Genomic DNA, 18,160 nt, shown 5'->3' with positions numbered 1-18,160 from the left:
CTACTCCCGGTCGGCCGGCTCCGGGTCACGCGAGGTTTGTGTCGATTACGACGCCATCGAACACGTCTTGCAGGCTGTCTTGCGTCAGGTTCATCCGGGTCTTGCGTTCCTCTGCGATTATTCGCAGCGGCCGTCCTGACTCACGGCGCTGATCACGCCGGCCGGTTGCTCCGCTTCCACGGTCCCGGCAGAACTTCGATTGTTAGAGAGCGAACCGCTGAGGCGGCAGCGCAAAGGACGTGCTTCGCGATGGATGAATTTAAGCAAACTTAAATTGCACAGTCAACAAATTTAAGTTTACTCAATTGTCCGCGCGTGCATGTGACACTCGACCGCCTTCAAAGGTCGAGGAAGCATGGTTGAAAGTAAGGGGGGAATATCACCAAATACTGTATAAATATACAGTATTTGATCGAGATCTATGTGAGCGGGGATGCGCCGGATGGAGCGGAATAGAGCAGTATTGCGTTGCAAGTCAGGTGACTTGGCACGAATCAAGCATGCGTGGAATCAATCCCTTGTGGGGCGGCTCGTCGTGGTCGGGGCCCAACATTCATCGACGGAGTGGAACGTGACTTTGCTAGGCGAACCAGGCGTGACTTTGACAAAGGATCGCAGCCGTCTGACAGCAGCTCACCGGATGCTTTCGTACGACGCCGCTCTCGAGCCGATTGATCTTGGACACGATGGTGCTCGCAATGTCGCTCACGCTTGCAGGTGCGGCTGACGGCCGTCTTTCACCTTCTTTTCTGGTCGAGGAATTGAAGTGACCAGCGCCTGGATTGCCCAAAAGACTTCTTCAGGTACACCCGCGAAGTCAGCGTCTCGAATCGCGTCAATGGCTGCTTGCGCGGAGGAGGAGATGGTTGTTTCGTTTGGATCAGCGGCTTCTGTAGCTAAGGTCCCGTCGCGCATCGCCCCTGCGTTATCTCGCAGCCATTCTGGTCGCACTTTCAAATAGCGAGCCAGCCCGAAGAGCGACTCTGCCTTCAGTTGCTCAGTGCTCCCTGAGTACCAAAGGGTGACTGCCGACGATGAGACCTTGGCGGCCTTCGCAAGATCCTTCTTAAGGATCCGTGTCCCAAGTTCGCCCTCGCGAACTGAGATCGCGTGAAGCAACCGGTCCATGAAAGATGTGAGAGGTTTCATTTAAGGCAGCTTAAACAAAAAAATTTGAGTTAACTTGACTTTTAAATTTAAGTTGGCTTAAATTTGTCGGCATGGAACCACACTCTCGTAATCTAGACGCTTGCCAGCTCATCGACAATTTGGGCGGTACATCGGTCGTCGCAAACATTTTTGACATCGATCCGGGCGCGGTGTCGCAGTGGCGACGCAATGGCATCCCTAAGCCTCGCATGCAGTTCCTCCGACTTGCACGCCCAGATCTGTTTCACTCTGCCGGTGTTCAGAAACACATGGGGGCTGAGGCGACGGCCATGCAGGGTTCTAGGAACTACGGCAGCTCTGTTGTGCCGCGGCAAGCTAGGTCGAGTTCATGACCCTCGCGCTCAGCGTCCCGCACGCCTTACGGCTTCTTGGGAAGGTCGACAACGAGCCGGAATACGTTGCCATAGGCTTCGTAGGAGAAGTGGCGCTCTACGACCACGAACGATTCTTCGCCGTGACCTGTCCGGACCTTCACGTAGTCTCCAACTTCCGGGAAAGGGGTGCCGGGCTCGTGGTAATGCCATTGAATCGAGCTGTCTTTCAGCGTGCGGCCTGCTTCATACGTAAACGAAATTCCGACATTGTGTTTTTGAACGGTCATGCAGATTCCATTGTGTTTGGGTTGATGAAGCGAGATGGTTCGATTCTCACATGCCGGCCATTTTCTGCCTATCACGATGTGCTCGGCCGTGAGCACATCGTATTCGCACTAGGTAGCAACAGCACTCAACAACTTCAGAAGAGGGTTGCGAGTCATGGCAAGACCAAACATCGAGCAGGCATTACGGGCTGTGTTGACTGGACCGGAGCGCAAGCGTGCGGCCGAGCTGATCGGCTGGGATGCGTCCGAAGTCAGCCGATTTTTGAGCGGGCAGCGCGGCGTGCTGATCGGCGAGATCGACAAGGCGATCGACGCTGCGGGGTATGCGCTCGTGAGCCGTCCGTACCTCGACGCGGTTGCGACACTGTGCAAGGTGGGGGCGGCGTGCGAGTGTGCTCGCCAAGGCGCTGGAGAGTGCGGCCCGGAAAAATGACGCGAGAGGTGGGGGAGTGTGGGAATCACCGAATTCAGTCGCGTCGGAGCAAGGGTGTGAATGTTTCGATAACTCAATAAAAACGCAGCAAGTTGGTGTGTCAGTGTTACCGAATCCGACGGGTGATTGTTATGAAATTCGAAACGCTTTCTGCCAAATTTTGGTAAATGGGAAATTCTTTGTCGGCTCAAGAATTATGCGAAGTGTCACTCAAGGCATCTTTGATTGCGGAGATCGAGCTGTTGCAGACAGCGTGCGCGTTCATGAAAAGAATTTTTGCTTCGGAAAGTTTTTTTTGAGCAGATTTGCACGAGATAATTATGTTGTGCTTGGTATTTTCTATAATATATTCTTGACTCATTATTTGCGCTTCTTTCAAGGCTGCTTGCCTGTTGTTGGGGCTGTAATCATTGACATCAATGAAGGTGATTTTTTGCACCTCTTTGAAAGCCAGGGCGGCGGCGTCTTTGATATATTTGAAATCCGATTGTGCTGCTTTGATTCTCCCTTGTGCTGCTTCTATTTGCATGGCGCAATTGTTGGGGAGAGGGGTCAAGCTTCTAATTTCGTCGAATGTGCAAAATTCGAAATTGGAAAGAGCTTTATCGGCGATATCTATTTCTTTTCTTGCTTCGAATATTTCTTTGAGAGAATTTGCCGTCGAGGTGCTGAAAAACTGGCTTGCTTTCGCTACGTAGATCATGGCGCTTTCAGCGTTCATGTGCGCAGTTGCAAGACGTGGTTCTACTCCCGCAGCGGTGAGCTGGGCAGATGTGGCGGTATCTTTAGTCTGCTGACGCCGAGTGCTCGATGCGATATAGAGGGCAATTGCAGCTGCGGCCACAGTTCCCATAGCGACGATCGCATTAACGACAACGCCAGTTGCATCAACGTCCATTCCTTCGGGAGTCCGTGGAAGAGGCCATGCCGGCTTCAATGTTGCAGCCGAAGCGCTTGGTGTGGCTGGCTTCGGGCATTGTTCAGCGCCAACGATTGGACTCCACATGGTAATGCCAATGCAGTTGGCCAACATGAATATGCGCAGTTGCGTCAGTGCGGAATAGCGATTCATTCACTTCCCCGTTGTCTGTTGTCATCGGATCGTAGCACAAGCGCTGTAGGGCGCTTCGTGAAGACCTGGCGTGTAGGCCAGTATGAAATCAGTCTCTCGCGTGATCTCATGGAAAATGTATGGGGGCAATCAGGACGTGTTTGCTGCCGCCGCGTTCATTTTTGGCAGTTTGGTTATTATGATTTTATCGTTCGATCAAGGCTTTGGATGATAGTTGCGAGTTGCAACCATGCTTCGCCGTGCGAGTTTAACTGTACTGCTACGCGTATCTGCATTCATTTCGATATAAACGTCGACGCTTTCGTCCTGGCATGTTTTTATCGAACTGGAGAGAAGACTCTCGGATTCGAGAAGGGCCGAATATACAATATGAAGCATTCCAAATACTTTTTCTGGACGCGTAGCCAGAGTGAGCCACAGATTTTGGCTCGCCAGGAGATGACTTGCTACGTCCACACGGTCTTGAGCTCCAGCAATCTGCACTGCGCAATAGTTCGGAAGGGGTTGCAAACTTCGAACCTCTTCGATCGAGCATCTCGCCGCTGCGGAAAGTACTTGCAGCTGATAAGCAAAGTTGGCGGGCAAATTATCCGTGTCGATGGTTTCTCTAATCCACATACGCACCCCTATGACCTCGTCACGAAGGGCTGCGAGGCGGTAGATAACGGAGCTTGCCGTTATGCGGGCGGTGACGAGCGCTTCTCGGGTACGTCTGCGTCGCTCCGAGGATGCAATATAGAGCGCGGCCACAACGGCGCCGCAGGTACCTACTGCGGACGCGATGTCCCAGAAATCTTTTTTGGAATGGAGCGAACTCGCAACCGTCGTCCATACACGAAACAATCCGAAGAAGCCGATTGCAATCAGCAGCCAGACGAACGCCAACTGCGTGATGTCCCACGCGCGTTTCATGTTGCCCCCGTTTTCGATTATGCGGGGATCGTAGCACGGTGTTGGGCGCTTCTGTGGATCCGCTGCCGGTGTGTAGGAGCGGGACCATTTCTGCATCGCGACGCCTTCTTGCACCCTCGGCGTATCAACGTGACATCGAGGTTTGTATGACTTCTTTCCCGAATCCTCTTACGCCTGCGAACTGCAACCTCCGCGACTATCAGTTCATGCCAATCGAGGTGAAGCGTCTACTGACATCCGAGACCTGGATTCTAGGCAATGGCGACGAGCGAGCTGCAGCGATCACGCTTTGGTTAGAAAGTTGGCACCAGATTCCTGCCGCGAGCCTGCCTGCGGATGACCGCATGCTTGGATATCTGTCGCAAGCCAAGAGCTGGAAACGCGTGAAGGACCACGCATTGCGCGGATGGGTGAAGTGCTCTGATGGGCGGCTGTATCACCCGGTGACCGCCGAGAAGGCGCTGGAAGCATGGCTGTCAAAGCTCACGAGCAGCCTGTCGGGTTCTGTCGGCAACGCCAAGCGTTGGGGCATCGAGGTCGACACTGACGCCGTGTGCGCGCAGGTAGTCGAGGCGGCAGGGCTGTTGAAGACTGTCGCCCCCCAATCGGAATGGCTTCGCAAGAAGCAGGTGAAAGGGATCGTGGCCGACTCAACCGGCGATCCCGATCCGATCGCCCCCCGATCACCTGGATCATCGCCACCCGATTCGCCACCCGATTCGCCACCCGATTCGCCACCCGATTCGCCACCCGATTCGCCACCCGATTCGCCACCCGATTCGCCACCCGATTCGCCACCCGATTCGCCACCCGATTCGCCACCCGATTCAGCCTGCGATCGCAAGAGAGATAGAGATAGAGATAGAAAGGTAAACCTAAGCGGCGGCGGCACAGCACAGGCAGTAGCGCGCGCAAGGCCGACTGCCGCCGCCGCGTTCGGTGAAATTTTGCGATCGAGTGGAGTGGCTTTCGCCGACGGCGACGAGCGCTTGCTTGGCTGGCGGAAGCTTGGCGCGACACCCGACGACCTGCGAAACGCGATTGGCGTTGCGCAGGTTCGGCGACAAGGCGAGAGGTCTGGTCAGCCGATCAACGTCGGTTTGCTCAGCGCGTTGCTGCCCGATGCGATCGCTGCACGCACCGGCCGCAGCAGTCCTGGACCCGAGCCTGGCAGGGCTGGCCCTTGGCACACGTCCTGGGCGGGCATCGTCGATCAAGGCCGCACGCTCGGCCTCGAGCAGGGCGAGCACGAGACCTGCCCGGATTTCAAGCTGCGCGTGCTCAATGCGGCAGGCGATGGCCCTTGGTGGAACGACCAAAACCGCGCAGTTCGCAACGCAGTCGGACCGATCTCGGTCGGAAGGATGCTGGAGCGCGAGCGGTGACACAGCAATCCCTGATTGCGTCCTCGCCGGTTGCTCGCCGCGTCGAGTTCGTCGTGCCAGGCAAGCCGATCGCGAAAGGGCGTCCGCGATTTTCGCGTCAGGGCGGCTACGTGCGAACGCACACGCCGGAGGCGACGGAGCGCTACGAGAACCTCGTGAAGATCGCCGCCGGTACGGCGATGCGCGGATCGGCGCCGTTCGACGGACCGGTGCGCCTCGTCGTGAACATCGGCATGGCCATCCCGGCGAGCTGGTCGCAGAAGCGCCAGGTCGCCGCGGCTGCCGGCCTGATCGGCGCGACGAAGAAGCCCGACTGGTCGAACGTGGTGAAGGCGATCGAAGACGGCATGAACGGCGTGGTGTTCGCTGACGACAGCCAGATCATCGATTGTTGGGTGTCGAAGCGATACGTGCGTGCGCCAGCTGTACGTGTCGAAGCGGTTGAACTGAATTTGCAGCGAGCATAGGAGGGAGTGGTGAAGAAAACCCATGTGAAACTGACCGTGAACGCGATCCTCGCGATCATGACGCCGGGTGTTCGGTACACGGCAAGCGGATTGGCCGAGCGGCTCAAGCAGCCGATTTCATCGGTGCGGACGCTGCTGGCGACCGACGCTGCACTCGCGCGCCTCGATAGCCACTCGACACATCGAGGCCGCACGTATTCGCTGGCTGGCACAAGCCGGGCACCAGGCACCCACATCGATACTCGGGTTCGGCCGGACTTCAAGAGCCACCTGACGGGCTATGCACGACGGCTGGAAACGCAACGAGCACTGGCAATGACGACGCGAGGAATGCGGTGAGTGAAATCGTTTTCAAGTCCGCGTTCGACGCGGTTCGATTTGCACTCTGCTACTCGTCGCAGCAGTACGGCGAAACGCTGATGGCGAAGCGATTGCGCGGAGAATCGTCCGGTGGTGGCATGGGCCTCGTCGGGTTGGATGGCGCTGGCCAGGCAGGCATGATCCGGAACGAACTCTGGAAGCTGCCCGACCTGCATCTGTCGGTCGTCGTCGCTCGTGCCGCGCCGCACGATCTGCCGTGCTCGTGCGGCAACGCCTGCTGCTCAGGCCGGCGGCCGAACATCGAATGGCAAGCGGCGATTTCGTGGCTCACCAAGGCTTCGGCGGCATATGCGTCTGGCTTCTCGCACTATCGAGTTCGGCGCGCGATCATTGAGCGACTGTTTGGTGTGAAGTGCGACCTAGCCGAGATCGCGGAGGATTGCGACGCACATCGGAACACGGTCAGCAAGCAGAATGCGGCAGTTCGCCTTTGGATCGAAGGGGACCGGAAGGGCGAGGTAGTCGGCGTCTCTCAGGCAGCGTGGCAGGTGATCGAGCGCAAGCTCACAGCTGTGGGATTGCTGAGCGAACGCGAAGTGGCTTGACGCATGTGCATGTGGCGCACAATAATGTGACGAATTCGATACACGCGATACGTGTGCCTAAAAAAGCAGAGCCCGCATTTGCGGGCTTTTTTGCATTCGTTATTTCGACAGCGGAAGGTTGTACCAGGCGCTCGTGACACTTTCAGTTACCAGCACTGAGAACGACGTTTTGACCTTTTCCGCGACCGCCTTCACACCAGCCAGCACGTCATCTCTCGATACATCTCCTTCGCCGTAGTACTCCGCCGGTGGCAAATCATGCCAGACACCATTGGCACCTTGGATCTTTCGGCCTAGGCCAATTGCGTTCATTCGGACGTGTAGATTTTCGTAGTCTTGCCATGTGGCACTATGCAATTCAACGCGCACAACGAATCGAGCCATAGACATCTCCTCGTGGATCTGGACCGGCGGAATCCGGCTCACTGATTCTACGATGAGTGAAAAGAAAGCGATTGAGAATAGTATGTCCGAGGCGATTTTTCTTGTCGCAAACGGTTGCTTGTGCATTGCGAAAACAAAGAATTTGTCTCATTTGTAAGACTATAAAGTCTTCTGATTTGTTAAGTTAATATCCTGCCTAATCTTCAGGTTTCTTCTATAAATTAGATGGCCCCAGGTGGGGATGTCTAGGAGACCAGAAAATGAAGGTGGCAATGATTCTGTGTGGTATCGGTTGCACCATGCCCTTGGTCGGCTGTGGGTTGTTTTCGCCGCCGCCGGTTCATGCGAGCGACATAACCGTGGAAAACGCTTTGGCGTCGGTGGGCGACGGGCTGAGTGCATTCAAGAGGAAGCTCGATGCGAACGATATGAAGCTCGGCCTCTACGTCGACACGATTAACCTCGAGCTGGATCTCACGACTGATCAAAAGGGAGACGGAAAGCTGTCGGTTGATTTTTCCAAGGGGTTCCAACTCGGGCCCCAGCTAGGTATGGAGCAAACGGTTGATGCAAGCCGCGGCAGTAAGCTCATCATCACGCTGAAGCAGGCGATGAAGCCTCTCAAACAGTCTGCCGCTGATGCGGATCATGGTGGTGGCCAGCATGGGCAAACGCCACCCTCGAATGGAGGCACATCTCATCAAGCCAGTAATAGTGGCGGCGCTAGTGGTGGCCAGAATGTCCCAGTAGGGCCGACAGAAACTCCGTTCGGGGCTCCGACCAAGGTCCTTGGAGAGTAGCTGGGAATTCGTTGCGCCGAAAGTTGGTGATGGTGTTCCAGTGGTGCGACGACATACGGTAACGAGCCCGTTGAGCGAAAACCAGCGGGTTTTTTCGTTACGGCGTCAGTTGGTGCGCTTGGTTGGGCCGAGGAAGATCTCCTGCGATGAAAGCGAAAACGCGTTCCAGCCACGTGAGCTGGAAGTCTGGGGTCTCTCCGAGCCGCACCAACTCTCCCATGTGTGCTGGGTTCATGAGCGAGCCGATGACCTGCGAATCTGTTTCCTGCAAGGCGCAGTATTTTTCAAACAGCTGTTCATCCGGTATCGAGGATGCGTTTGCAAAAAGTTTCTCATATTTTTGCTTTTGCGCAAGCGCCTGAGTGCTTTTGGCGCCAGGCTGATAGATGAAGGAAAACGCAGCGAGAGCCGCGACAGCGATGCCAGTTGCGACGGGTGCCGCCGTGGTGATCACCGCAGCACCCAGGAGAATCTGGGTGAAGTTGACGAAGCGATCCGTTCTCACCAGAAACATGGCTTGCATCTTTTCAAGGCGAATCGAATATCCGATCTGGAAGAGAGTGTCGGATCGAGTCATCATGTTCAGCTCCTTACTTTTGCTTTGTCGGGGGTGGTGGCGGGGCAGGCCTTGGGGAAACATGTGCCTTTTCCGTTGACGACTGCTGAGGTCGCTGCGGTGCAGGTCTCGGAGAGCGATGATCGTGAGTGACCGTGGGGCCGCCAGGTTTCTTCAGTGACAATTTTTCCTCCTGATAGGTTTTAAAGGGTCGCACCAAAATCCTATCATGCCGGGCAGTTCATCTGCCCCAATATAGCCCGCGCACGGTAACTGGCGCGGGCTTTTTCGTTGGTGCTGCGGTTCCGCACTTTGCCGTTGTGGCCGTTTTTTTGGATTATCAAAAGGCCGAGGTATGCAAATTTCCAGCTGCTCGATCGACAGCCTCATCCCTTATGCACGCAACGCGCGCACTCATTCAGAGAGTCAAGTCGCGCAGATCGCCGGCAGCATCGAGGAGTTTGGCATGGTTGGCGCGATCGTCGTGCGCGACGGCGTGATCGCGAAAGGGCACGGCACTCTCGCCGCGATCCGCAGGCTGTACGGCGCCGGCAAGCGTCTGTATCCGCCTCCCGGCCGTTCGCGTGGCGCTGAGCCATTTCCCGATGGCAACGTGCCTGTGCTCGATGCATCCGGCTGGACCGATGCGCAGTTCAGGGCGTTCGTCGTCGCCGATAACCAGCTCGCGCTGCTCGCTGGATGGGATGACGAGCTGCTTCGGCTGGAGGTGGCCGAGCTGCGCGATGAGGGTTTCGATGTGGATTTGCTCGGCTTCGAGCCGGTCGAGTTAGGTACCTTGCTTGATGGCCAGGAGGACGGGCCGGCACTCACGGAGCGGCGAAAGTCGCTGCTGGAGCGTTTCCTGATCGCACCGTTTTCGGTGTTCAACGCCAGGGATGGCTGGTGGCAGGATAGGAAGCAATCATGGATTCACGGACGCGAGCACGCTGTATATCTACGCGACCCAGCAGCCCGACGTCGAGGCCGCATTCGGCACGAATTCGGAGACGGCGCGCGCGACGCGCCGGTTCATGGCGCAGCAGCCGCGCCCGAAGGAGCTGATGATCGGTCGATGGGTCAAGACGGAGCGAGCGCTGCCGGCGACGGCTGCTGCGCTGATCGGCTCGCCCGTGACCGCACCCGTGTCCGATTTCCATGCCATGAGTGCTGGTTACCTGACCGTGACGCTGGGTGATGACGCAATGCAGGTGGGGCCGCTCAACCTGACGGGCGCGGTGACCTACGACGACGTGGTGACGGCGATCAACGAGGCCGCCGGCGACGACGCGCCCTGGTCGTGCTCGTTCGACGAGGCCGGCAACCGCTTCGCCTTCACGGCAGCCGATGCCGGTGCCGGCCCCGCTTTCCGATACGTGGCCGACGACGGACAGGCCGGCGCGTACCTGGGCGGCATGATGAAGCTGGAGAATGGCCAGGCGCGGCTGGTATCGGGCGCTGATGCCGTGTCGCTGCCGGCGGAATCCGTGATCGACGCCGCGGCGGCGATTCAAGATCGGCAACCCGGCTGGTATGCCCTGGCGGTGGCCGCGCAGTTGCCAGACGGGGAACTGCAGGAGGTGGCCGATTGGACGCAGGCGGCGCCGCGCAAGATCTTCGGGGTGACGACCATGAACCCGGAGCACATCGAGTTCGTGCCGGGCAACGTGTTCAAGCGCCTGTTCGACAAGACCAACTATCGGACGGTCGGCACTTACGACAAGACCGATCCTTACGCGATCCTGTCGTTTCTCGCGCGCGGGCTGTCGATCAACTTCGCGGCGAACAATTCCACGCTGACGATGAAGTTCAAGACGCTACCGACGGTTGAGGCCGACAACCTGGGCCTGACCGAGGCGAACAAATGCCGCCGGCTCGGGCTGAATTTCTACACCTACTTCGACGAGGTGGCGATGGTCGCCGAGGGCACGGTGATCGGCGGGCGTTTCTTCGACGAAATCCACATCCTCGACTGGTTCATCGATGCGGTGCAGAAGGAGGTGTTCGCCACGCTCTATCGCAGCCCGACCAAGGTACCGCTTACCGATTTCGGCACGCCGCAGCTGGTCGCGGCGGTCGAACGCGTCTGCCGCGAGGGGCGGCGCAACGGCGCGTTCGCGCCGGGTGTGTGGAACGGCGACGCGTTCGGCACCCTGGAGACAGGCGACTACCTTGACGAGGGCTTCTACGTCTGGTGCGACACGGTGGACAACCTGTCCGCGAGCGACCGCGAGAAGCGCAGGGCGCCGCCGATCCAGACTGCGATCAAGCTGAGCGGCGCGGTGCACGGCGTAGATGTGATCGTCAATTTCGACCGGTGATCAGTCGGATACGCAACATGCGCCCCGCTTCGGCGGGGTTTTTTATTGGAGCCTGACAGATGGCTAGTTTTGACCCGAAACAGGTGTCGGTGCTGATCAACGGCGTGCCGATCGACGACTGGTCGGACGGCGGGGACGTGATCCAGGCCGAATACAACACGGATGCCGGCACGATGACGGTGGGGGCCAACGGTACGGGCATTTTCGTGGCGTCGGCCGACGATTCCGGGAAGGTGACGCTGAAGATCAAGCAGCACAGCGTGAACAATAAGTTCCTGAACGCGCTGCGCATCCAGCAGCAGACCCACCTGAAGACCTTCACGCCGCTTGAGCTGAACATCCGTGACCTGTTGAACGAGGACGTAGTGACGGCCAGCAAGGGCTATTTCACGACCCGCCCGAAGTACACGCGTGGCACTAGCCACAACCCGAACGAATGGGTGCTGGTGTTCGAGAAACTCACCATGGACCTGGAGAAGGGGCTCGGTAACTGATGGACAAACAACATGACATTGAATTGGACGGCGTGCGCTACGTGATGACGCCGGCCGACGCGGCCGGCGCATGGTCAGCGCTGAAGAATGCTGGCGTGCTGCTGCAAGGCATGCAAGCCGGTAGGCTTGGTTCGGCCGAGGACGTGGACCCGACCGCGATCGCGGCCGCTTGCGTCTCGACGATCCTGTCGAATCTCGGCCGGCCAGAGGTCGTTCAGTTGGAGGCGGTAGTTTGGGCCTCGACTGCGGCGTCGGTGAACGGCGGGCCGCCGTATCGCGTGCGCGACAAGTTTAACGAGCATTTCAACCAGTACCGCAGGCACCTCATTCCGGTGCTGATGGCCGGGATCAGATACCAGTACGCCGATTTTTTCGGCGCAAGCGCCTTTTCCAGTCTCATCACGAGCGTGATGGGACGGCTCCGGGTGGGGAAGGCGACGGAATCGACTGGTTCATCTGGGGACCCATTGCCCGAGGCTTCAGTGGCGTGACGCTGCATGCACTGCGCACGACTTATACCCTGGCCGACCTCTGCGACATGCATGAGGCGATGCGGGCGTGGGACGAAGTGCAGGCGCAGCGCGAGCACGAAACTGGAACCAAGGTGGATAGGAAGCGATGACCCTAGACGAATTCGTGGTGAAGCTCGGCGTCACGACCGATGTGACCAAGGCGAAGGCCTTCCGCGAGCAGTTGGCGGGTGTCGCTAAGGCAGCCAGCGGCGCGGTGGCGGCGGTTACCGGCGTGGCCGCCGTCGTGACGGGGTGGCTCGCGAAGTCTCTGGACGGCCTCGACGCGCTGAACCAGGTCTCGCGCGAGACAGGAGAGAGCGTCGAGCTTATCCAACTCCTGGGCTATGCGGCCGAGCAAACAGGGTCATCGGCTGCTGCGGCAACGTCGACGATCCAAGGTATGTCGAGAGTGATCGGTGAAGCAGCTGCAGGTGTTGGCCGTGGCGCGATGGCATTTGAGCATTACGGCCTTCGTGCGAGAAATGCGGACGGCTCAGTACGCCAGTTCTCCGATGTGCTCGGAGATGTGCAAGACAAGCTGGCGAAGCTGTCAAAGCCGGAACAGATGGCTTTTCTATCGAAGATTGGCGCAGATGCTTCGATGGTGCAGACGCTACGCCTGACGCGCAGTGAGTTGCAGGCGTTATTCGATGAGGCGAACGCGTGGGGTGTGTCTACGGCTGAACAGGCCGATGCGGCTAGCGCTTGGAAGGACCAGATCGCAGATATCTCGTTTGGATTTGGAGCGTTGCGAACCGATATTGCCATTGGAATCCTCCCTCAGCTCAAGGCGCTGATCGCCGCCCTCAAAGAGCTAATGCGGAATAACCGGGAGCTGATCCAGGAAGGTATCAGTCGCTTTGTCAGGATCGTTTACACGGCTGGCCAGGTCCTCGTGAATTTGTTTCGGTTCATCGCTCGCGTGACGGACGGAATTGGAGGTATGCGCGTCGCGTTACTGGTGGTGGGTGGGGCGCTCGCTTGGTTCAAGCGAGCGGCCCTGCTCGCGTTCGCAACGAACCCGGTGTTCTGGCTTGTCGCCGCAGTCGGCATATTGCTGCTACTGATCGACGACTTCATGACCTACCTGGACGGCGGCGAGGCTCAGTTCGGGGAGTTTTGGGAGATGCTGCGTGAGCCCATTGCCGTTGTGCGAGCTGAGATTGCGGCGTTTCTGCGCGACATCGAGCGCTGGTGGGGGCGCAACGGCGACACGGTAATGCAGATCGCCAGCGAGGTCTGGGATCATCTGCGGTTCGGGTTCGGCCAGGCGGTCGCATTGATTGGTGCCGTGTTCGGCCAGATGTGGGATGCGCTCAGCACGGCGTTCGGGTTGATGGCGGACCTGCTCGACTGGTTCTTCGCGTTCTTTACGGGAGATTTCGCAACTGCTGGCGCGGCCGTCGATCGGATGCTGAACCGGATCGCGGACTTGTTCATCGGCACGTTCGGGCGCATTGGCGATTTCGTGAAGGGAACGATCGATCGGATCAAGAGCTATTTCCCGAGCCTCGGCGCCATGATCGAGAAGACCATTGGGGTTGTCGCGCGGCTGTTTGGTGGTGGCGCTATCGACGTCAACGGTGCCGGTGATGCTGGAGGGGCTATAGCGGATGCGGCGCGTGCGGCCGTCGCCATCCCGTATCAGATCCAGGGCGCCGCCGACGGCGCAGTGCCGGCGGGGGGGCGACTAGCAGCCAGACGGTGAACGCGAACGTCACAAACACCACCACCGTCAACATGCAGAGCGACGACCCGCGAGCGGTCGCGCGCGAGATCGAAGCGATGCTTAACCGACAGAGCCGTGCGGCGATCCAGAACGCGGCGAGCACGGTTGTCGCGTAATAGGAGGGGCGATGGCGGCAGAGCAGCGGGTGCTGCGCACCCAGATCGGCACGATCACGCTCGATGTAGTCACTGACGAATTGCACTCGAGTGATCTGGAGACCACGGAGAACCCGGTCGAATCCGGTGCCGAAGTGGCCGACCACGCGTTTTTGAAACCCGCTGAGGTGGTTATTTCCGGGACGATAGTGTCGTATGAGCCACCGTCTGATGTGTCGTTACTGGGCCGCGCGGTGAACATTCGTAGCGCGGACGACTTCCTCAACTTGATCGGCACGCCTACCTACGCGCTAGCGACGATGGAGGTATTGAGGCAATCAACTCGGACTACACCGCAGTGACCTGGCGTGTTGATGACTGGGGTAGCGTTTTTTTGCGCGGACAGCTGATTCTCGAGACAAATGGGAATCTCAACCTTGTGTGGCGCGGCCGGAAACTGAATGTTGAGATCGATGACTTGTGGGCAAACATCAATGGCAAGGCTGGTGCGGGCGTACGCGTGCAGTGGGATTCGGGTATTGCGGAGTGGGGCATTATGGATATTGGTATCGACGTCGGCGCCCACTGGCTCGACCTACCAGCTCCGTGGGTATTGATAGGGATGCGCAAGGAAGCAGGTAATACGCGTTGCTACTTCCGCGCCGTTGTTCTGCGAAACCAATAAGGAGGGGTATGCCTGACGTTTACTCGCATAATCACATGATCGCGACGATCAAAGAGCTGTACCCAGGCGCGTTACACGGCGTTGATTTCCTCGTAGGCCAATCTCTCGACCCATCAACCGGAGAGCTTACGGGTCTTCCATGGATCGCAGCATGGAAGCGTCCCGAGCCGCAGCCGGATGACGAGCTCATCCATGAGAAGTTTGCTGCCAACGAGGAAAAATTTCGAGCGGTTGTCATTCGAGAGCAGCGCGATGCCTGCCTGCGAGACTCCGATCACCGCACTACGATTCCCCCTGATGCACCAGCAAGCGCACGCGATAAGGCCGCACATTGGGCCGAGTATCGCCAAAAATTGCGCGATGTCACTGATCAGGCCGGCTTTCCATTGAGCGTGGAGTGGCCGAAGCCACCGATGGACGCCTGATCGATTTCATTGATTTTTAGCCGCTACGCAGAGTTTTTATATGACCGCCTCAGTGCGGTTTTTTCGTTTACGGCAGCTATATGCGGCTGCTTTCGTATGGAGGAGCTGATGAAGCTGACGGACCACTTCACACTGTCGGAGCTAACGCAAAGTGAAACCGCAGCCCGCCGCAGAATCGACAACACACCCTCGTCGGAAACCCTTGTGAACCTCACTCGAACGGCGCAGTTGCTGGAAAAAGTGCGGGCAGAACTTGGCGACAAGCCGGTGCTCATATCGTCGGGGTATCGCTGCCATGCATTGAACCGCGCGGTGGGTGGCGCCACGAACAGTGCTCATGGCCAGGGGCTAGCCGCTGACTTTATCTGCCCAGGATTCGGATCGCCGCTTGACATCTGCAAGCGACTTGCCGCGGCCCGGATCGAATTTGATCAACTGATCCAGGAGGGAACGTGGGTTCATATCGGTTTGGCTGCAGCCGGTAAGAGGCCTCGGCACCAGGTGCTGACTGCCCACTTCGGCACTGGCGCTACGCGCTATACAACGGGCCTGTGATGGCCAAGAAGGACTACGAGGTAGAGCGGTCGGCGTCGCAGGGTGGAGTGCGAGGTTATCTGCTGGGGATCATCAACAGGCAACTGAAATCGTGGGGCGGCCTTGCGCGGCTTGTGATCTTGCTCGTGGTGCTCATTCTGGGATGGCTTTTCTATTCCGGAGAATGGCGTGCCATTGCGAGCGAGATTGGCAAGTGCGCACGCTTTGTCCTGAAAAGCGACGCAGAGATCGATGCAGAGGCGAGCGAATTGCTGCACCTGACGGGCTCTTCATCGATCGTTGTTCATTCTGTATTCGCCAATCAGCGTCGCGTGGTGTACATGCGGCTGCCTAGCGGGCGTGAGCGGACATTTGATGGCGTTGGCGATGTCCTATGGCCTGTCGGCGAGCATGAGGCGCTTGACGACACCGCTCGCATGATGGCGGGGGAGGTAGTTTGTCGGGACTATCGTCCTCGAACGATCGCTGGAGAATTTTTGCAAGGGCAAGGTGTCGCCTGGGTTTGCGCCGCACGAGCCCCATTTCGCCAGGACGGTTTGGTCGGCATCATCTCGTTGGGTTTCCGAGAGGAGCCGCAGCACGTTCAGTATGTGCAAGCGAAGCTGAAGGATGCGGCCGACGCCATCACGGAATGACAAGCGTCTGTGAGGTTTGCAGAAGGATGGCGAGGAGGACGCAGTTGGCGGAGCACGAAGGCTTGCTGCATCTCTAACCATGATCAGATACTTCGATCTCTAGCATTTGCCGGAGTAGCTTCAACTCAGGCGACTGAGGGCATGTTGCTTCGGCGGCGCGTGCAAGCTTGAGTGCCCTACGAAAGATGCGGCGGGTAAGCACGGTTTCCAGTACAAGGCGCTGCCCCACGGATTGCTCGTAGGGAAGCCGCCGTCCGATGTCGTGCCATGCTGCTCGCAGCTGGCACCATGTGACGCGCATGAACTCGGGCAACTGGTGAACTTTGACGGTGCCTGGGTCAGGTTCGGCAGGTGAGCTGTATAGATTGCGGCGCACGGCGTCTCGCGCAAGCCAATTGTCCGAAAATGGTGCGATCGGGTCGTGGCGATTGACGAGCGAGCCTCCTCGTTCCATCTCAAAAAAAAGTTGCCTATTCATTTTTCTAAGCGGACGGCATGACTCGCCTTCCGCTTCGAGGAGGCGTGTTGCGTCGTGCCCAAGCGTACTGAGTTCACGAAAAGTCACGCGCTGATGCAGAACCTCGAAGATCAGCACATGCACGTCGTCGTAGCTGCACCGGCGCCAGATGCGTTCTAGGTCGGCAAGCTGCGGTGGGTCGAAAGGAGGGAGAACCATGGGCACAAATACCTGTAATTTTATACAGTATATTTCGAGATAAGCTGCAGGTTCAACGGGAAAAATCGGGGTCGGGTATGCACAAATTTCAAGTGGGGCGCGTTTCGTTTAGCCGCAGGGTGAGCGTAACGGGGCGGCAAGAACGGGGGCATATCAGAAGGATAATTTTTGTCGCGTTGTTGGCTACAACACCTTTTTCGGCGTCTGCTTTCGATGTAGACGGCTTTCGGACTTCCATGAGCGTAAGTGAAGTCGAAGAAATAGCTCGCCGGCAGGGCTGGGCGCTTAGCACTAGCACCTTGGTTGCAGGAGTTTATATGGAGGCCCACTACGGCCCAGATGGAAAGGTGATGGAACTTGGTCCGGCAAACTTCTCGTTCTGCTATGGGCGACTAGTCGCGTATACCCGAGAGTTAGATTTCGATACCGAGTACGTGACGCAACTGCGCGACATGGTCGCGAGATACGGAAGTCAACCGACTATTGAGGTGAGACAACAGGCTTGGGGCGGCCCAGGTGGCGGCTATATCTCTACCGTGGCTGCTAAATGGTTAATTGGTCGGGAACAAGCCGAAATTTCCTTCCTGCCAGAAGGACATACTGGTAACGGATTGTTGAAGAACTACCGCAGCGCTCATGTAGCATACATACTTCCTGGGCAGTGCCCAGCGCGTTGATTAATAGGTCAGTCTGGAGGGCAAACCATGTGCGCAAACCATTGAGCACCTGATGAGCTTGAGGAGCCGAATCAACTCCGGCTATTGTCACTCGGCCTGCTCTACGATCGCGAGCCCTGGAAGCAGGAGATCTACCCTGACTATTTAGCGCCGATCGTGTGCGCAGCCGGCGACGGCGCCGAGAGGGGCCAACTTCGGCATGACCCCCAAGGCTCATCCGCCGCCAGGAAAGCGCTACGTTACGATCAACGCTAGGTCGGAGATGGCGGGCGAGAAGCCGGCCAGCGTTGTCTGATACCTACGACATAATCTATGTTGAACTGGGAAGCACTTGAGTATCGGCTCGGCCTCGCTGGCTGGCGACCGCTGTGTATGGGGTGCTTGACAGGAGCCGGATGGCTTGGAATCGATCGCCATGTCGATGCTGATCGTGAACGCCGAGAAGCACGAGGGCATAAAGCACATGCACCAGACAGCTGAAGAGAAACGGTCTGTTGTGATCCGGCGGCCAGACGATTGGGAAGAGTGGTTCACGATCTCGAACGTCGAGGCCGCCTGCGCAATGCTGCGGCTGCTTCCCTATCAAGGGATGGTGTTGCTTCCCAAGTGACCGGGAGGGGCAATTTTGGTAGCATTCGACCATACTATAATTA

General features: G+C 57.9%; 25 protein-coding genes. 18 read left to right on the top strand and 7 right to left on the bottom strand.

Annotated elements, in window-relative coordinates; all coding sequences use genetic code 11:
• Nucleotides 1–705: 705 nt before the first annotated feature.
• Both F3J18_RS06670 and F3J18_RS06665 read right to left on the bottom strand, forming a co-directional pair.
• Nucleotides 706–1,149 (bottom strand): helix-turn-helix domain-containing protein, encoded by a 444-nt coding sequence (locus F3J18_RS06670; RefSeq protein ID WP_155636807.1) that lies wholly within the window; start codon nt 1,147–1,149, stop codon nt 706–708.
• 379 nt (nt 1,150–1,528) lie between these two features.
• The gene (locus F3J18_RS06665; RefSeq protein WP_036039556.1) at nt 1,529–1,771 is read right to left on the bottom strand and encodes a hypothetical protein; all 243 of its coding nucleotides are present in this window, start codon (nt 1,769–1,771) and stop codon (nt 1,529–1,531) included.
• 154 nt (nt 1,772–1,925) lie between these two features.
• Between F3J18_RS06665 and F3J18_RS06660 the strand changes: the two genes are divergently transcribed.
• Nucleotides 1,926–2,204: a DNA-binding protein gene (locus F3J18_RS06660; protein WP_166912081.1), complete on the top strand. Its 279-nt coding sequence runs from the start codon at nt 1,926–1,928 to the stop codon at nt 2,202–2,204.
• A gap of 187 nt (nt 2,205–2,391) precedes the next feature.
• Here F3J18_RS06660 and F3J18_RS06655 read toward each other — a convergent pair whose 3' ends face one another.
• Nucleotides 2,392–3,276 (bottom strand): hypothetical protein, encoded by an 885-nt coding sequence (locus F3J18_RS06655; protein WP_166912079.1) that lies wholly within the window; start codon nt 3,274–3,276, stop codon nt 2,392–2,394.
• A 195-nt stretch (nt 3,277–3,471) separates the two neighbouring features.
• A complete protein-coding gene (locus tag F3J18_RS06650) occupies nt 3,472–4,188 on the bottom strand; it encodes a hypothetical protein (RefSeq protein ID WP_166912077.1) in 717 nt (238 codons plus the stop codon).
• A gap of 146 nt (nt 4,189–4,334) precedes the next feature.
• Here F3J18_RS06650 and F3J18_RS37790 point away from each other — a divergent pair, with 146 nt between their 5' ends.
• Genes F3J18_RS37790 through F3J18_RS06625 form a run of 4 tightly spaced genes read left to right on the top strand, consistent with a single transcriptional unit; the run spans nt 4,335 to nt 6,966 of the window.
• The gene (locus tag F3J18_RS37790; RefSeq protein ID WP_205195331.1) at nt 4,335–5,573 is read left to right on the top strand and encodes a DUF1376 domain-containing protein; all 1,239 of its coding nucleotides are present in this window, start codon (nt 4,335–4,337) and stop codon (nt 5,571–5,573) included.
• Entirely contained in the window at nt 5,570–6,040 is a 471-nt protein-coding gene (locus F3J18_RS06635) for a RusA family crossover junction endodeoxyribonuclease (RefSeq protein ID WP_166912075.1), read from the top strand. Before F3J18_RS37790 ends, F3J18_RS06635 begins: the two co-directional genes overlap by 4 nt.
• A 9-nt stretch (nt 6,041–6,049) precedes the next feature.
• Complete coding sequence (locus F3J18_RS06630) at nt 6,050–6,379, top strand: hypothetical protein (protein WP_060003632.1); 330 nt, start codon at nt 6,050–6,052, stop codon at nt 6,377–6,379.
• A complete protein-coding gene (locus tag F3J18_RS06625) occupies nt 6,376–6,966 on the top strand; it encodes a DNA-binding protein (protein WP_166912073.1) in 591 nt (196 codons plus the stop codon). Before F3J18_RS06630 ends, F3J18_RS06625 begins: the two co-directional genes overlap by 4 nt.
• Nucleotides 6,967–7,065: 99 nt before the next feature.
• Here F3J18_RS06625 and F3J18_RS06620 read toward each other — a convergent pair whose 3' ends face one another.
• Nucleotides 7,066–7,350, bottom strand: a complete 285-nt coding sequence (locus tag F3J18_RS06620) for a DUF2622 domain-containing protein (RefSeq protein ID WP_166912072.1) — start codon at nt 7,348–7,350, stop codon at nt 7,066–7,068.
• A gap of 260 nt (nt 7,351–7,610) precedes the next feature.
• On the opposite strand from F3J18_RS06620, the gene F3J18_RS06615 reads away from it, so the two are divergent.
• Complete coding sequence (locus tag F3J18_RS06615) at nt 7,611–8,150, top strand: hypothetical protein (protein WP_166912070.1); 540 nt, start codon at nt 7,611–7,613, stop codon at nt 8,148–8,150.
• A 97-nt stretch (nt 8,151–8,247) separates the two neighbouring features.
• Here F3J18_RS06615 and F3J18_RS06610 read toward each other — a convergent pair whose 3' ends face one another.
• Complete coding sequence (locus tag F3J18_RS06610; RefSeq protein ID WP_166912068.1) at nt 8,248–8,730, bottom strand: hypothetical protein; 483 nt, start codon at nt 8,728–8,730, stop codon at nt 8,248–8,250.
• Between the two features lie 872 nt (nt 8,731–9,602).
• Between F3J18_RS06610 and F3J18_RS06605 the strand changes: the two genes are divergently transcribed.
• The 10 genes from F3J18_RS06605 (at nt 9,603) to F3J18_RS06560 (ending at nt 16,154) form a co-directional block, all read left to right on the top strand.
• Complete coding sequence (locus F3J18_RS06605; protein ID WP_166912066.1) at nt 9,603–11,024, top strand: DUF3383 domain-containing protein; 1,422 nt, start codon at nt 9,603–9,605, stop codon at nt 11,022–11,024.
• 59 nt (nt 11,025–11,083) lie between these two features.
• Nucleotides 11,084–11,518: a phage protein gene (locus F3J18_RS06600; protein WP_060003660.1), complete on the top strand. Its 435-nt coding sequence runs from the start codon at nt 11,084–11,086 to the stop codon at nt 11,516–11,518.
• Nucleotides 11,518–12,009, top strand: coding sequence for a phage tail assembly chaperone (locus F3J18_RS06595; RefSeq protein WP_060003661.1), 492 nt, complete (start codon nt 11,518–11,520; stop codon nt 12,007–12,009). Before F3J18_RS06600 ends, F3J18_RS06595 begins: the two co-directional genes overlap by 1 nt.
• 127 nt (nt 12,010–12,136) lie before the next feature.
• Nucleotides 12,137–13,738, top strand: coding sequence for a hypothetical protein (locus F3J18_RS06590; protein WP_166912064.1), 1,602 nt, complete (start codon nt 12,137–12,139; stop codon nt 13,736–13,738).
• The gene (locus tag F3J18_RS06585; protein ID WP_166912063.1) at nt 13,735–13,875 is read left to right on the top strand and encodes a hypothetical protein; all 141 of its coding nucleotides are present in this window, start codon (nt 13,735–13,737) and stop codon (nt 13,873–13,875) included. Before F3J18_RS06590 ends, F3J18_RS06585 begins: the two co-directional genes overlap by 4 nt.
• 11 nt (nt 13,876–13,886) lie before the next feature.
• Nucleotides 13,887–14,216, top strand: coding sequence for a phage baseplate protein (locus F3J18_RS06580; RefSeq protein WP_166912061.1), 330 nt, complete (start codon nt 13,887–13,889; stop codon nt 14,214–14,216).
• Complete coding sequence (locus tag F3J18_RS06575) at nt 14,213–14,539, top strand: hypothetical protein (protein ID WP_166912059.1); 327 nt, start codon at nt 14,213–14,215, stop codon at nt 14,537–14,539. The genes F3J18_RS06580 and F3J18_RS06575 overlap by 4 nt, the downstream gene beginning before the upstream one ends.
• A gap of 35 nt (nt 14,540–14,574) precedes the next feature.
• The gene (locus F3J18_RS06570) at nt 14,575–14,964 is read left to right on the top strand and encodes a phage tail assembly chaperone (protein ID WP_166912057.1); all 390 of its coding nucleotides are present in this window, start codon (nt 14,575–14,577) and stop codon (nt 14,962–14,964) included.
• 108 nt (nt 14,965–15,072) lie between these two features.
• Nucleotides 15,073–15,519: a D-Ala-D-Ala carboxypeptidase family metallohydrolase gene (locus F3J18_RS06565; RefSeq protein WP_166912055.1), complete on the top strand. Its 447-nt coding sequence runs from the start codon at nt 15,073–15,075 to the stop codon at nt 15,517–15,519.
• The gene (locus F3J18_RS06560; protein ID WP_166912054.1) at nt 15,519–16,154 is read left to right on the top strand and encodes a hypothetical protein; all 636 of its coding nucleotides are present in this window, start codon (nt 15,519–15,521) and stop codon (nt 16,152–16,154) included. The genes F3J18_RS06565 and F3J18_RS06560 overlap by 1 nt, the downstream gene beginning before the upstream one ends.
• Before the next feature lie 73 nt (nt 16,155–16,227).
• Here F3J18_RS06560 and F3J18_RS06555 read toward each other — a convergent pair whose 3' ends face one another.
• On the bottom strand, nt 16,228–16,830 hold the full coding sequence (locus F3J18_RS06555; RefSeq protein ID WP_166912052.1) for a hypothetical protein: 603 nt from the start codon (nt 16,828–16,830) through the stop codon (nt 16,228–16,230).
• Nucleotides 16,831–16,907: 77 nt separating this feature from the next.
• On the opposite strand from F3J18_RS06555, the gene F3J18_RS06550 reads away from it, so the two are divergent.
• Together F3J18_RS06550 and F3J18_RS38085 are read left to right on the top strand one after the other, a co-directional pair.
• Nucleotides 16,908–17,507, top strand: coding sequence for a hypothetical protein (locus tag F3J18_RS06550; protein ID WP_166912050.1), 600 nt, complete (start codon nt 16,908–16,910; stop codon nt 17,505–17,507).
• A 400-nt stretch (nt 17,508–17,907) separates the two neighbouring features.
• Nucleotides 17,908–18,117, top strand: a complete 210-nt coding sequence (locus F3J18_RS38085) for a DUF159 family protein (protein ID WP_240154522.1) — start codon at nt 17,908–17,910, stop codon at nt 18,115–18,117.
• The last annotated feature ends 43 nt before the right edge of the window (nt 18,118–18,160 follow it).

Origin of the sequence: Burkholderia sp. Ax-1720, assembly GCF_011753035.1 — a bacterium.
In the GTDB taxonomy this organism is placed as follows: Bacteria; Pseudomonadota; Gammaproteobacteria; order Burkholderiales; family Burkholderiaceae; genus Burkholderia; species Burkholderia gladioli.
This window is presented reverse-complemented; position numbering and strand designations above follow the sequence as displayed.

Coding starts and splice junctions, on each gene's coding strand:
- F3J18_RS06670 (WP_155636807.1), bottom strand. CDS start 1,149: ATGAAACCTCTCACATCTTTCATGGACCGGTTGCTTCACGCGATCTCA.
- F3J18_RS06665 (WP_036039556.1), bottom strand. CDS start 1,771: ATGACCGTTCAAAAACACAATGTCGGAATTTCGTTTACGTATGAAGCA.
- F3J18_RS06660 (WP_166912081.1), top strand. CDS start 1,926: ATGGCAAGACCAAACATCGAGCAGGCATTACGGGCTGTGTTGACTGGA.
- F3J18_RS06655 (WP_166912079.1), bottom strand. CDS start 3,276: ATGAATCGCTATTCCGCACTGACGCAACTGCGCATATTCATGTTGGCC.
- F3J18_RS06650 (WP_166912077.1), bottom strand. CDS start 4,188: ATGAAACGCGCGTGGGACATCACGCAGTTGGCGTTCGTCTGGCTGCTG.
- F3J18_RS37790 (WP_205195331.1), top strand. CDS start 4,335: ATGACTTCTTTCCCGAATCCTCTTACGCCTGCGAACTGCAACCTCCGC.
- F3J18_RS06620 (WP_166912072.1), bottom strand. CDS start 7,350: ATGGCTCGATTCGTTGTGCGCGTTGAATTGCATAGTGCCACATGGCAA.
- F3J18_RS06615 (WP_166912070.1), top strand. CDS start 7,611: ATGAAGGTGGCAATGATTCTGTGTGGTATCGGTTGCACCATGCCCTTG.
- F3J18_RS06610 (WP_166912068.1), bottom strand. CDS start 8,730: ATGATGACTCGATCCGACACTCTCTTCCAGATCGGATATTCGATTCGC.
- F3J18_RS06605 (WP_166912066.1), top strand. CDS start 9,603: ATGGCTGGTGGCAGGATAGGAAGCAATCATGGATTCACGGACGCGAGC.
- F3J18_RS06600 (WP_060003660.1), top strand. CDS start 11,084: ATGGCTAGTTTTGACCCGAAACAGGTGTCGGTGCTGATCAACGGCGTG.
- F3J18_RS06595 (WP_060003661.1), top strand. CDS start 11,518: ATGGACAAACAACATGACATTGAATTGGACGGCGTGCGCTACGTGATG.
- F3J18_RS06590 (WP_166912064.1), top strand. CDS start 12,137: ATGACCCTAGACGAATTCGTGGTGAAGCTCGGCGTCACGACCGATGTG.
- F3J18_RS06580 (WP_166912061.1), top strand. CDS start 13,887: ATGGCGGCAGAGCAGCGGGTGCTGCGCACCCAGATCGGCACGATCACG.
- F3J18_RS06570 (WP_166912057.1), top strand. CDS start 14,575: ATGATCGCGACGATCAAAGAGCTGTACCCAGGCGCGTTACACGGCGTT.
- F3J18_RS06565 (WP_166912055.1), top strand. CDS start 15,073: ATGAAGCTGACGGACCACTTCACACTGTCGGAGCTAACGCAAAGTGAA.
- F3J18_RS06560 (WP_166912054.1), top strand. CDS start 15,519: ATGGCCAAGAAGGACTACGAGGTAGAGCGGTCGGCGTCGCAGGGTGGA.
- F3J18_RS06555 (WP_166912052.1), bottom strand. CDS start 16,830: ATGGTTCTCCCTCCTTTCGACCCACCGCAGCTTGCCGACCTAGAACGC.
- F3J18_RS06550 (WP_166912050.1), top strand. CDS start 16,908: ATGCACAAATTTCAAGTGGGGCGCGTTTCGTTTAGCCGCAGGGTGAGC.